This window comes from Flavobacterium sp. HTF (assembly GCF_003105115.1).
In the GTDB taxonomy this organism is placed as follows: domain Bacteria; phylum Bacteroidota; class Bacteroidia; order Flavobacteriales; family Flavobacteriaceae; genus Flavobacterium.
The window spans coordinates 100,487-113,772 of sequence record NZ_QETH01000008.1 but is presented as its reverse complement, the minus strand read 5'-3'; the positions used below and the strand labels follow the sequence as shown (position 1 = coordinate 113,772).

General features: G+C 32.6%; 14 protein-coding genes, 1 tRNA gene and 1 pseudogene. 9 read left to right on the top strand and 7 right to left on the bottom strand.

The window, feature by feature from the left end; translation table 11 throughout:
- Positions 1 to 48: 48 nt before the first annotated feature.
- Positions 49 to 588: a hypothetical protein gene (locus DCO46_RS04320; RefSeq protein WP_116751345.1), complete on the bottom strand. Its 540-nt coding sequence runs from the start codon at positions 586 to 588 to the stop codon at positions 49 to 51.
- A gap of 89 nt (positions 589 to 677) precedes the next feature.
- Between DCO46_RS04320 and DCO46_RS04315 the strand changes: the two genes are divergently transcribed.
- From DCO46_RS04315 to DCO46_RS04295, 5 genes and pseudogenes are all read left to right on the top strand, one after another.
- Entirely contained in the window at positions 678 to 929 is a 252-nt protein-coding gene (locus DCO46_RS04315) for a hypothetical protein (protein WP_116751344.1), read from the top strand.
- A 338-nt stretch (positions 930 to 1,267) separates the two neighbouring features.
- Positions 1,268 to 1,708, top strand: a complete 441-nt coding sequence (locus DCO46_RS04310) for a KTSC domain-containing protein (RefSeq protein WP_017495548.1) — start codon at positions 1,268 to 1,270, stop codon at positions 1,706 to 1,708.
- 261 nt (positions 1,709 to 1,969) lie between these two features.
- On the top strand, positions 1,970 to 2,731 hold the full coding sequence (locus tag DCO46_RS04305; RefSeq protein ID WP_116751343.1) for a DUF4369 domain-containing protein: 762 nt from the start codon (positions 1,970 to 1,972) through the stop codon (positions 2,729 to 2,731).
- A gap of 18 nt (positions 2,732 to 2,749) precedes the next feature.
- Positions 2,750 to 3,136 (top strand): annotated as a pseudogene (locus DCO46_RS23415) (peroxiredoxin family protein); the annotation flags it as partial.
- 188 nt (positions 3,137 to 3,324) lie between these two features.
- Positions 3,325 to 3,405: transfer RNA gene (locus DCO46_RS04295), tRNA-Tyr, on the top strand.
- 234 nt (positions 3,406 to 3,639) lie between these two features.
- Here DCO46_RS04295 and DCO46_RS04290 read toward each other — a convergent pair.
- The 5 genes from DCO46_RS04290 to DCO46_RS04270 all read right to left on the bottom strand — a co-directional run bounded on the left by DCO46_RS04290 (position 3,640) and on the right by DCO46_RS04270 (position 8,815).
- Positions 3,640 to 3,993, bottom strand: coding sequence for a nuclear transport factor 2 family protein (locus DCO46_RS04290; RefSeq protein WP_116751342.1), 354 nt, complete (start codon positions 3,991 to 3,993; stop codon positions 3,640 to 3,642).
- A gap of 64 nt (positions 3,994 to 4,057) precedes the next feature.
- Complete coding sequence (locus DCO46_RS04285; RefSeq protein WP_116751341.1) at positions 4,058 to 4,627, bottom strand: Crp/Fnr family transcriptional regulator; 570 nt, start codon at positions 4,625 to 4,627, stop codon at positions 4,058 to 4,060.
- A 648-nt stretch (positions 4,628 to 5,275) separates the two neighbouring features.
- Positions 5,276 to 6,316, bottom strand: coding sequence for a hypothetical protein (locus DCO46_RS04280; RefSeq protein WP_124019542.1), 1,041 nt, complete (start codon positions 6,314 to 6,316; stop codon positions 5,276 to 5,278).
- Positions 6,317 to 6,456: 140 nt separating this feature from the next.
- On the bottom strand, positions 6,457 to 7,332 hold the full coding sequence (locus DCO46_RS04275; RefSeq protein WP_165828830.1) for a class I SAM-dependent methyltransferase: 876 nt from the start codon (positions 7,330 to 7,332) through the stop codon (positions 6,457 to 6,459).
- 4 nt (positions 7,333 to 7,336) lie between these two features.
- Entirely contained in the window at positions 7,337 to 8,815 is a 1,479-nt protein-coding gene (locus DCO46_RS04270; protein WP_116751354.1) for an MFS transporter, read from the bottom strand.
- Positions 8,816 to 8,983: 168 nt separating this feature from the next.
- On the opposite strand from DCO46_RS04270, the gene DCO46_RS04265 reads away from it, so the two are divergent.
- A complete protein-coding gene (locus DCO46_RS04265) occupies positions 8,984 to 9,325 on the top strand; it encodes a winged helix-turn-helix transcriptional regulator (protein WP_116751353.1) in 342 nt (113 codons plus the stop codon).
- Between the two features lie 323 nt (positions 9,326 to 9,648).
- Here the strand turns inward: DCO46_RS04265 and DCO46_RS04260 are convergent, their stop codons facing one another.
- Complete coding sequence (locus tag DCO46_RS04260; RefSeq protein WP_116751338.1) at positions 9,649 to 10,629, bottom strand: helix-turn-helix transcriptional regulator; 981 nt, start codon at positions 10,627 to 10,629, stop codon at positions 9,649 to 9,651.
- Positions 10,630 to 10,959: 330 nt separating this feature from the next.
- On the opposite strand from DCO46_RS04260, the gene DCO46_RS04255 reads away from it, so the two are divergent.
- From DCO46_RS04255 to DCO46_RS04245, 3 genes are all read left to right on the top strand, one after another.
- A complete protein-coding gene (locus DCO46_RS04255) occupies positions 10,960 to 11,925 on the top strand; it encodes an IPT/TIG domain-containing protein (protein ID WP_116751337.1) in 966 nt (321 codons plus the stop codon).
- A gap of 159 nt (positions 11,926 to 12,084) precedes the next feature.
- Entirely contained in the window at positions 12,085 to 12,693 is a 609-nt protein-coding gene (locus DCO46_RS04250) for a DapH/DapD/GlmU-related protein (protein WP_116751336.1), read from the top strand.
- A 16-nt stretch (positions 12,694 to 12,709) separates the two neighbouring features.
- Entirely contained in the window at positions 12,710 to 13,225 is a 516-nt protein-coding gene (locus DCO46_RS04245; protein ID WP_116751335.1) for a tetratricopeptide repeat protein, read from the top strand.
- Positions 13,226 to 13,286 lie beyond the last annotated feature (61 nt).

Below are 13,286 nucleotides of genomic sequence, written 5' to 3'. Positions count from 1 at the left end.
GCAGCTTGTCGTTATGCTTTTTGATATTCCTTTCATTATTTCTTCCCATTATATTTCTCTTTTAATTTCGTCCAATGTCTTTTCGCTATAAATCAGTTCAGAAATTATCTTCTTTCTCAAAACATCGATATCATCATCAAAATATTTTGCCCAGGAAGTTAATTGCTGCAGGTTTCTGATTTGTTTAATGCGCTTTGTAGTTTCAAAACTGGTTCTTAAAATTGCTTTTCCATCATAAAGCGGATTATTTTTGTGCTGATAATTTACTGTATTTTTAGTATAATCGGCTTCAATATAATATAACTTTTCTTCCGCATTATCCGGATGAAACTCGCTCCAGGCTGCAAAACCAATTTTAGTTTTCGATTCCGTTTCAGGTTCACGCGCTACCAGGCGCCATTTGCTGTTTGCCAGTCTTCCCCAGTGATTCGAAACCCTGTACATTCCTTCTTCTGTATAATAATAGGAACTGCCGGCTTTGCTTTCAAATTGTTTCTTCAAACCTTGTATTTCATTTGGCAGTACTTCATTAAATATACAAAATGTATTTTTAAAAGAATTTGGATGTGGTTTAAAGTTTTTCTGCATCCTGCAAATATAATGAGATTGTCCTGATCTCCCTAAAGGAAACAATATATTGCGTAACTTTGCCGCATTAATATCTAAAAACATAAAACATGTCTAATGATTCACACGGAAAAATGCTGCAAAAAGGAGTTTATACCGGTATTATAGAAAAAGATGAAAACAACAATTATTTTTGTGGCGAATATCTTTTAGATTATAAAATCGCACATTCTAACTTTACTGTGGGAGACTGGATTACGATAAAATCAGTAATAGAAAACCCAAGCGATATTAGTTACGATAAATATCCAAAAAAATCCAAAAACTTTGATAAGGCTAATAATAAGCCTGAGAATAAATAAAATTTAGTTTCAGGTTTTCTTTGTTTGAAGTTTCAGGTTTTGAAATGAGATAAAAAGTTGACCGCCAAGAGCACAAATATTTTACGTAAAGTTCTCAAAGTTAAATCAATACATAACTTTGAGAACTTTTTGTTTTTATGACATTACCTGGTATAAAACTTTTCTTGCCTTTCTATTATTTTTTTTATCCTCTTACTTCTAACATTTTACATATTTTCATAATATTTTTTCCTTCAAAAGTAAAAAGTTAAAAAAAAGTGTACCTTTGCAAAAAATTTGTCGTTTTGAAGCTAAAAATATCCATTTCAAACTAATAGACAAGAAGTTACCTTTTATTTATGAAAAAAATAGTTGAATACCGTAAGTTACTAAATGTAGACAAAACTGCAGAATTAAAAGATTTAAAAACAATTTATCGTAATGCGATGAAAGAATCTCATCCGGATAAATTTCAGGGTGATGATGCTGGTTTAAAAGCTGCAGAAGAGAAAAGTAAAGCTATTATTGAAGCGTATCACTTTTTGGTAAGTATTAATCCTGAAACGATTAAACTTAATCTACCTGAATATACTGAAACGATTAGTACTTGTTCAATTACAGATTATAAATTTGTTGAAGGCCGTTTAATCATTGATTTCTCTAACGGAAGTGTTTACGAATACATCAGTGTTCCTAAAGCTACTTATGTGAAAATGGTAAATGCAGATTCTCCTGGAAGATTTGCAAAAAGACACATTCTTAACTCTTTTACCTGGAGAAAGAAAACAAATCAGGAATAGATTTACCTCGTAAAATATCTATATAAGCATCCTCACAAAAGGGTGCTTTTTTTATGCTTATAAATTAAAATTTTATGCTTATACATTCTATATAATAAAAATATTAAAAGTTTTAAGTTAGATTTCGCAAACAAATACACTGAAAACATGAGAATTAAGCATAAAAAAACTATAACAAAATTTTAGGCAACAAAATTCTTTATAATTTATTTTTTTAGATACTTTTGTTGCACAAATCAATTAACTAATTAATTTTTTATAATGAAAAAAATATTTTTTTTACTAACTGCTTCTGTAGCGATAATTTCATGCAGCAAAGTTAAAGATGGAGAGTACTTAATTACCGGAACTGCAAAAGGTATCGAAAACGGAAAAACTATCGTTCTACAAGGACAGGATCCTGCAACAAAAATGCCACTTGCTCTTGATACTGTAAAAGTTCAGGACGGGAAATTTGAAATAAAAGGAAAAGTAACTGAACCAGCTTTTCACACATTAATTCTACAAGGTGCTAACGGACCTATTCCGTTTATCTTAGAAACTGGAGAAATTACTATCGCTATTGATAAAGACAGTATCCACAAAACTAAAATCTCAGGAACTTACAATAATGATGAGTACACAACATTTAATGCTGAACTTACAAAAACTCAAAAGAGATTAGTAGATTTCCAAAAGAAAAATACTCAGAAAATGCAAACTGCTCAACAAACTCAGGATACTGCAACTATCAACGGTTTAATGAAAGAGTTTATGGCAATCCAGACTGAAGTACAGGCAGATTCTAAAAAGAAATATTTAGCTTACGCTGAAAGCCACCCAAAATCTTATATTTCTGCTTTGATCATTCAGGGAATGTTAGGAGATCCTTCTACAGATGTAAAAAAAGCTGAAGCTTTATACAACTCATTAGATGAGTCTTTAAAAAACACTACTCCTGGAAAAGAAATCAAAACTAAACTAGGTCAGGCAAAAATGCCGTCAGTTGGTGCAACAGCTCCTCCTGTAGGCAGCGCTAAATGAAGAGCAGATTTTTCTGCGCCTAATCCTCAGGGAAAAGTAGTTTCTCTTAAGGAAAGCTTAGGTAAAGTTACTATTGTTGATTTTTGGGCTTCATGGTGCGGACCATGCAGAAAAGAAAATCCAAACGTTGTAGCTATTTACAAAGAACTACATTCAAAAGGATTAAACATCATTGGTGTTTCTTTAGATAAAGAAGAAGGTGCCTGGAAAGAAGCCATTGCAAAAGATGGGTTAACATGGACACACGTTTCGAATTTAAAATACTGGGACGAACCAATTGCAAAGCAATACGGAGTTGAATCTATTCCTGCAACTTTTATTCTTGATGCATCAGGAAAAGTAGTTGCTCAGGACTTAAGAGGACCAGAATTGAAAGCTAAGATCGTAGAATTACTAGCAAAATAATCCTACTTTTTAAAATAAAATAAAAAATCTCCCTAGTGGAGATTTTTTTATTTTATTCAATTCCAATCAATTAAAAAATAACTTAAAAATAACTTAAAATTAAGTTTGATTTTTCTTTGCAAACATGGAAAACGTTACTATATTTGCAACCGCTTAGAACAACAAAGCGCAACAATACAAAGCTTCGAGGGGAGATACTCAAGCGGCCAACGAGGGCAGACTGTAAATCTGCTGTGTGAACTTCGCAGGTTCGAATCCTGCTCTCCCCACTAAAAAGGTAACAGAAACGAAAGTTTTTAAATCTTTTCAAAAACGTAGTAAAACCTGCAAATCTTAGGATTCGCAGGTTTTTTGCTTTTATAATGATTTTCAAATTTTTTAAAACCGCCCAAAATCTCTATGGCAAAATCGTGGCACTTCCAACGACCACATAAGCAGCAATTTCAATTAGGTGCTGTTAGGGGTCATTTATCTTTTTAGATTAGTTTAAACCTAATTATTATTTAATCAAGTTCAATGTCCATTCTTGAAAGTAAATTATCTTTAACTGTAAAAATATGTTTAATTATTCCGTCAAATAAAATTTCTCCTTGTAAATCTTTCACTAATTGATGAAGTTTAACTTCATATTTTTGTTTAGATATTTCAATAATACTAATTGGCTCAACAATTGCATTAATTTCAGTCCATTGTCTCGTCCAATATTCTCTTATTTCTTTATGACCATTTACGTAACCTCCTTCAAAAGCTTTTGGCCACTCTACATTTTCGTGAAATGTTGATAATGCAGTTGAAATGTCTCTTGAATTAAAAGCTAAATATGCTTTTTTAATTAAGTTGTGAATTTGATTTTCCATTTTATTTTTTTTAAGGTTATTTAGCAAAACTAAAATGTAATCAAACTATATTTTGTGATTTACATCACTTTTTTGAATATAACCTGCTTAATGTTTCTCGTGATACCCCAAGATAAGATGCAAGTAATGTTTTAGAAATTTTATTATGTAAGTCTGGTTGATTTTTCAACATCATTTCATATCGCTGTTGAATGTTTGTTGTGAGAAAAGACAATAAGCGTTGTTGTGTTGTTATAAATCCTAACGTTGATTTTTGGTGGAAAAAACTTTGCATTTTAGGGAATTCGCTACATAACTTATTATAGTTTGTCAGCGAAAGGCAAAAAAGATGTGTGTTTTTGACACACTTTAAATACATTGTTGCTTTTGATTTGGTAAAATAAGCTGTAAAATCACTCTCCCAACGATTCTCGGTAACAATAGAAAAAATAAATTCTTTGCCTAAATCATTTACAAATACCAATTTTAAAATTCCATTTACTACAAAATAACAATTTTCAACATAATCTTCTTCTACAAAAACATATTCATTTTTAGCAAATGATTTTTCAGTAAAATGTGATTTAATTATTTCAAATTCATCATCATTAAGATTAACTATGGTTTCAAATTGTTTTCTTAATATTTCGAACATTTTGATCTATATAAAAAAGTTTGTGAGGTTTATTTGTTACGCTTTTTTCTGTTTCTACGGCACAATGATCTCTATTGACCAAATATGTTTTGTATCATCTATGTAAAAGCATAACATAGAATTACTAAAACCAAGATTATGCAATTACAGGATGCATTAATACAACCAAAGATATTCATTGGTTTAAATATTCACAAAAAAAGCTGTACCGTTTCCATTGAAACTGATTTGTTTTCACAGAACGTACTCGATGACTGTTGTTGCCCAGGATTCCTGCTGGCCGTATTTAAATTTTACAGGTCCCTTAAAATTCTTCTTGGTAATGATCTACCTAATATATCACTTTTCTAAAGCTATGAAATATCCGAGATATTTGTTTTAAATATACATAACGTTCCATTTGCAAAACAAAATTAAAGGAGCAAATAAAAATATTTGCTCCTTTAAGTGCTTATAAAAGTCACAAAAAATCATAGATTGGACTTAGGTATCTTTTTAAAATCTTATTCTATGTCATTTGCGTAGGCATATAAAATTTGATGATTGATAACTTAATTTACCCTTCTTAATTAGCACATTATTTAAGGTATAAAAACAAAGGCAAGTTATACTTACTCCATTTAAATTTTAAACAGGGAAGATAGAACTTTAATCACAGAAATAATTAACTGTTTTTTCAAAAGGATTATTATAGTCACTGGTTGTGATCAACGGTACTCCAAATTGTGTTGGCACAGAACTATAAACCTTCGTGGCAAGAGTTCCTTTTTGTACTGTCGGGTATCCTTCTTTATCATAAGTATAAGAATAATCAATACTTGTTTCTGCCTGAAGATTACTTAGATCTGAGTTGATTCTAACATCTTTTAACATATTCTTATTGGCACTTGTTTCCAGGAAGTAAAAAATTTGATCGCTATTTTCTCTAGGAAGATATTGAAGCTCTCTACTCCCTGCAACATTTGCGATAAAGCACAATCCTGAAAGCCCTTCAAAAAATGGTTTTATTTTTGTTTCTTTATCCTGATAATAGGTATAGATAAATTCAAGATTGTGATATTTATCTGTATTTGGGAGGTACAAGTTTGATATGTTTTTTTTAAATAAATTTCCGTTGGCATATTCGTAAGTGGTTGTTACCACATTATCCTTACCACTATTATCAGTATGACTTGTTATTTTTATTAATAGGCCTTTTGTATCATATTCTGCAGTAGTGTAAGTTGTTATTACTCCTTCTGGATTATACTCTGATTGTTTAATTAATACTCCATTTACATTATAGTCCAATAAATAATACTTCTCCAGTTTGTCTCCGATAGTTTTTGAAATTTTACTCGGTTTTCCTTGTGCAGAATAATCAATGGTATAGGTTGTTTTTATTGGATCTTCCAAAGGTGCTTTTATGTTTTTGATCTTGGTAAGCAACTTTACAGGTTTATTTTGTGAATTGTATACAAAATCGAAAACTGTAGTTCCGATAACTAAATGCAAAGGATAATCTTTACAGGATGTTTCATTTACAACATCCTGATCAGAACTATCCTTACTGTCATTGCTACAAGAAGAAGAAAATATTGTCAATAATAGTACAGAAACAAAAAAGGCAAAGAAGCGAAGATTTATAATTTTCTTTTTTTTAATTGCAGGTGATGATTTAGCAGTAAGGATTTCATTGTTTTTTTTCATGTGTTTTTTTTTTAAAATTAGTATTAAATTGTTGTTGTTTTTTAACAAAACAAACCTACTATGAATTAGAGTTAAGTAGTGTTAAGTTTGGTTAAATAATGTTAAGCGTTATAAGGGTAAATTAAATTAGCACTTTTTAACTAAAGCGGTTTTCTGCATACTGTTACAATAAAATCAAAAGAACCTTTTTTAGATGTGCCGGCATATTCAGAAATTTCGAACGTATCTTCAATACCATATTGTCCAAACTCATTATTTATAGACTCTTGATCATAAAAGAAAACCTGCACTCCCCGAGTATTTTCAAAAGTGTCCGGCGCAATCTGCTTTCCATTACCATAATTGGACGCTTTTTTAGATATTACCGAAAAATACAAATATCCTCCTGGCTTTAGATGATTATAACAAACATTGAGCATTTCACTGCGCTGTACTGCATTGAGCAGATAAAGAAGCCCATGACAAAAAATTGCGTCATAGCAAACAGAATTAAAAGGTATTTCGGTTACAGATCCTTGAATAATTTCTACTTCTCCTTTGTAATTCTGCTTTGCAATACTAATAGCCTCTTCTGATATTTCAATACCTGTAACATTCATCCCGTTATCTGTAAAAATCTGTGCATTCCGTCCATATCCAAATCCCGGAATAAGTACTTTTTTAACGTTATTGGCAATAAACAATTCATTTGCCAATACGGCAGCCTGAGCCGGTTCAAAGCCCCAAACTGCTTGATTGGACCTGAAACAATTATCCCATTGTTCCTGCATCTCTTTTGAAGAGTTATTTTTCGAAGGACACAGCTTATCAGGAATAATTTTACAGGAAATTCCTAACTGTACTAATATCTCAATAATCTTTATACTATCAACAAACTCTGCTTCCACTCTTATTATACGATCATTGTCATCAAGGTCGAAATTAATTAAAGAGCCGACAAATTCTTTTCTTAATTTCTCAATTACAGAATTCGCGAGTTTTTGATCTGTTATATTAGTTTTAAAAATTTCAATCATAATTTTATTTGATTTTAATGTGCAAAGTATCATGTTCAGTCTTCATATCTCCTTTTTTAGGTCCGCGAACCATTACATAAAAAAACAAAAATGCCATAATAACCGAACCTATCCACATAGACTGCTGCCAGCCATAGACAAAAGCCGAACGTGCAGCTTCTATAAGTGTCTGAGATTTCGGTCCAGCATTGGCAGCCACTGTTAATGCTGTATACAAACCCTCACTAGCGCTATTAGCAATATCTACAGGAAACACATAGAGTTGTGGTTCAATAGCGGCACTATATCCGGCTGTGACTACAGATCCGAGTAATGCTACTCCAATAGCTGTTCCGAGTTCTCTTGTAATGTCATTTAATGCCGATGCTACACCCTGCCTTTCTAATGGAAGTGACGAAGTAATTGCTTCTGTTGAAGGAGTCATAGTAAGCCCCATACCAAATCCTATCACTAAAAGTCCTGGCAGAATAGACAAGTATCCGCCTTCGACTGAAACCAAAGCTGCCATAAGTCCAGCCCCAAAACTGCCTAAAGCAATCCCTACTGCCATAGTAAACCTGGTTCCAATCTTCAAGGATATACGAGGAGCAATTCCAGAAGCTGTCATCATAAGTAAAGCCATGGGCATCATCGCGAGTGTTGCACGAAGTCCTGACCATCCTAACACACCTTGGAAATACGGAAACAATACAATAAAAATTCCCGCCTGAACACCAAAAAGCGTTAAAAGTGTAATAGATCCGCTTGAGAGACTTTGCTTTCTAAATAAACGAATATCAAGTAGCGGTAAAGGATGACGCATTTCCCAAAAAACAAACCCTACGAGAGATGTGAATCCGACAAAGAGCATAATTAACAGCAATGGTTCACTCCAACCCTTAGAAGGAACTTCATGAAGAGCATAGATAAAACTAAAAATACTTATTACAGAAAGCAGGGCCCCTGTAATATCATAACGATGATTGTATTTCTCTTTAGAATTAGGCAGATAAAAACTGGTTAATATAATAGAAACAACACCTAAAACTACGGGCAGTAAAAATAATAATCTCCAACTGGCAAAATCTACCAATAGTGCTGATAAATACATTCCCAGAATGCCGCCGCCGCCGGCAACACCCGTCCAGATTCCGATTGCATTTGAACGTTCCTCAACTGGAAATCCAGAGGTAATTACTGCAAGGGTTACAGGCATTATTAAAGCCGCACCCACACCACTTAAAAATCGGGCTAGAATCATCATCTCTACAGATACTGCTAATCCAGATATAACGCTTGCAACAATAAAAATTGTAAGACCGGCAAGAAGTGCAGGTTTACGACCCTTGCGATCTCCCAGTGCTCCTAGAGGGAGAAGCAAAGCCGCAAGGGCTAAAGTATAAATATTTATCATCCATAATACTGTATTTTGTGAAGTATTAAAATCTACAGCAAGTTTTGACTGAGCAACATTCAAACCGCTTACTGAGGCTATAACTGCCATCAGAGACAGACAAATTGTAATTAAAATAATTTTTCGTTGTTTTCTTTCAATTGATATCATTACATTTCTTTTTTACAGCTCAAAATTACCTACATTTACTTTCCAAAAGACAGTACTTCCCTTTTGGAAAGTGCTTTCCAAAGGGGAAGTGAACTAAAATATAATTGTATGATACCACAGGAAAAAGATTGTTCAAAAGCTATGCTTTCCATAAAGGATGCCCTCGAAGCAGTGAGCGGAAACTGGAAACTGCTTATCCTTTATTCTCTTTGTTCAGGTCCAAAACGTTTCAATGAGTTAAAGAAAGAAGTAATTTCTATTACAGATAAAACTCTTGCAAGAGAATTAAAAAATCTTCAAACCGATAAGCTTATCAGACGCCAAGTCCATGATAATACGTCTGTGTTGATTGAGTATGAAATAACTGATCATGGAAGATCGCTGAACAAAGTATTATACGAATTGTGGAGCTGGGGTCTTTCACATCGCAAAGAGGTAATTGGCCGATGATAGCCTTTCAAACAATTACCTTCAAATACCTGATAATGAGAAGTCATTTTGCCAATGTTCACAAAATTGTCACATAAACTGATGGTTCGATATATCCATACTTCATTTAAAAACATTTCAATGTTTGAAATCCTAAACCTGTTTATGTGTTCATGAAGCTTAATTAAAACAGATTAAACTAAATACTTTATTTTTAATGTTTGTGAAAAGTATTTAAAATGTTGAAATTTTACAATACAATATTCCATTAAAAACAATCATTTTAGTATTTAGAGGTTAAACATATTAAGAATTCGATTAAGGCATCTAAGGACTCTTGTAAGCTATTTCCTTGTGGTAGCATATTTTTTAGGCTTTACTCCAATATGTCTTTCAAACATTCGGGTAAAATGGCTCATGTTAGAAAAACCCATACGGTATCCTACTTCAGATACAGATATATGTTCTTCCCTTATCATATCTGCTGCCTGGCGCATTCTGTAAGATTGATAATAATTGTAAATACTGTTTCCAAAAACCTGTTTAAACAGAACCTGTAACTTTGATTTACTCATACCCGAAAATAAAACGATATCTTCAAGCTTGGGTGGTTCATCTATGTTTTCAAGTATCTTGTTCCGTACACGATAGATAGTCTTTATATCAACATTATTTATTGCCCCAATAGAAATTTGGTCCCGTTTTAATAGTTCCACCAAAAGCAGATACATCAACTGTTCTGCTTTTGACCTGAAATAAAGTCTATGGAGCGGTTCTATAATATTTGCATTAACAATCTCAGCAGCAAGATCTTGAATCTGCGGCGAGATAATTTCTTCAAATAAAAAAGACTCTGATCCTGCTACAAGGGTTTGTATCAAATAATTATTTCCGCTGTCGTTGATGAGTTCTTTCAAATAATCTGAATAGACCGCAATAACTATAGAGGTGTTTTTAACGTGGGCCGGAATTATAATCTCTGCGCCCAGCCCTACACTGCTGATCATGGCAGAGGGCAAACTTCCTGTAGCCGTTAAAAGTCCGGAAGGGTCCCTTAGGCTATCGTACTTGCTTTTAAAAATATTATGAAAGGCGATAAGAATAAGGTTTTTATCATTTTCTAAATTATTACGTGTTAATTTCCACTCCAACTTAAATTCAAAATTACGAATGAAGATGTGCATTTTATGGTTGATTTTTATACGACGAATATATCCCGTACCAATATGGGGTGGAATATGTAAAACATCATTTTGAAGCTCAACATCAATTGATCTGGCAAGGAGATTAATAAGTGCTCCTTCTTCATTATTGCTAAAATCCATTATTTAAAATATCATTAATTCAACAAACATAACTATAATATCAACGTGATTTAAATTTGCCCAATAAATTCATAAATGGTCCGTATGACCATAATTAGCAACGAATTAAAAGCCTACAACGATTACCATTTACGACTATTAAATAACCATATCCTGATATTTTTTTTCTAAGTGATGCTCTAATTTTGGCACCGATAATCATTTATTTCCGGAAAATTGATTGATTAAGAAATTATCTAAATAAAGAAACTTAGGATCATTAAAAGTTAATTCATAGTAAAAATTAACTCATTTTATTCGGTTTACACAAATCTACTTAAAATACAATTTATGAAAAATAAAATTGCCTTTGCTGCATTAATTATGTTTGCAATATCTATTATAGGATGTAGTGATGATAATACCTCCTCTCCTCCACCTCCTGACCTGGTTACACCGCAGCCTCCTGAAGTAGTTGACCCTTTACCGGGAACTCCCGGGACAGGAACTCCTGCTCCCTCTACATTTACCGGATTTTATCCCAAAAATGCATTTTTAGGGGATACTATTACCATTACAGGAACTAACATTGAGGCAAACCGTGCCAATCTTCAGTTAAAATTTGGCAATGTAGAAACTACAATTGTAAGCGCTACTCCAACAACTGCGAAAGTCATTGTACCTAATGACCTTAACGAAGCTGAAGTTAAAATTGTCTATACTTCAGGAAATACTTCAATTACTTCTTCTGATAGTTTTCATTTAAATGCACCGGTTATCAACTCGATTTCATATACCAAAGGCTTTGCAGGACAGTTTATAAATATCTACGGTAAAGGGTTTAGAAATTCATTTCATATTGACCAGATCTCGTTTAACGGTATTGTAATACAGGCCAGCCTGACCAATGTTGGAAACAAAGAACTTTTCCTTTCTGTACCAAAAGATACTCCTAAAGGCAGTTATCCTATCTCAGTCACAATCGCAGGAATGACGGTTAAAGCACCAAGCTTATTCGAGGTAGTAGTGCCTACTATAACTTCTATGACCCCTACAGCAGGGAGCAAGGATACAACCATAACAATTAAAGGAACAAACCTGAAAGATATTTACGGAATTGGGATTTCAACCTTGGTAAGTTTTAAGGATGCAGAAACCAATCAGGGAAGTACTGCCGGAATGGTAATATCAAGTGAAGAAAACGAAATAAAGGTAAAAGCTCCTAAATTACAAAGTGGTCATACCTATAAAGTAACTGTATTAGTTGTAAAAGGTGCTGTAACTGCCAATGAAGTTTTTAAATATACAGAAAATTAGCACTATAAAATAGATGACAATCATTTCCTGAATTATATAAAGACTACTTGGGATTTAGACCCTTAGTAGTCTTTATGTATTTTAAAAAATATATCTACTAAATATCAGGCCAAAAAAAGTAAAACATTAATTGCATCAGGTATTAAAATTAACAGGAGTATGATAACAATTAAAAAGTTTGTTGAAAATATTAATTATTATTTTCCTGATCACTCCCATAATAGTCCATGGGAACTGGTGGAACAACTTGGCGGTATACTTTTGAAAGTTATTGCAGGACTTTCATATGAATATCATATTGAAGGTAATATTGCCATACATAAAAAAGCGGTCGTAGAAAAAAATGTTTCTTTTAAAGGAATTATCATTATTTCTGAAAATTGTTTTGTGGGCGCGAATTCTTATTTACGCGGCCCAATACTACTAGGTAAAAATGTAACAATAGGTCCGGGCGCTGAAATAAAACAGTCTTTCATTAGTGATAACTCCATTGTTGCACATTTCAACTACATCGGAAACAGTATTATCGGCCAGAATATCAATTTTGAAGCAGGATCGATTTGTGCCAATCATTATAATGAAAGAGAAAACAAACAAATTTCAGTAAAATATAAAGATGTGGTATACCTAACCAATTCTGAGAAATTTGGATCATTAATAGGTGACCACAGTAAAATTGGCGCTAATGCCGTTTTATCTCCAGGAACTATTTTGGTTAAAAATACAATCGTTAAAAGGCTGGAACTTATTCAGCAACTAAAGGAATAAACAAATAAGATTCACAATGAAAACAATACTTTATCTTCTGGTTATTTTAGCAGGGCAAATTTTATATGCCCAAAATAGTGAAAATACTTCTGCTAAAAATACAAGCTCAATTGTAAATAATGAATTAAAAATAAAAAGGAAAAATGCCGGTAATGCTGCCAAAGCAAATGATTTAATGACGGCAATCAATATTTACAAAGAAATTATTGTTTCAGGAAATGGGACTGCAATGGACTATAATAGCCTTGCATGGAATTATCTTTTAACAAAACAATATTCAAAGGCAATGGAGTCTCTGAATATTGCAAATAGTCTGAATGACAAGGACCTATATATAAAAGGAAATTTTGCTCACGCTTATTTACTAATGGGAGAAGTTGAAAAAGCTAAAGAAATTTACATAAAATACAAGGGACGACAAATTGATGAATCCATGAGCTGGGCACAAATGATAGACATAGATTTTCAGGAATTTAAATTGAAAGGTATAAATTCTGTATACTTTGAAACGATACTGGACTCGCTGAAATAATAATTATGGCAAACAATATTTATTAATATTGTACCGAAACAATAATATTAATTAATTCATA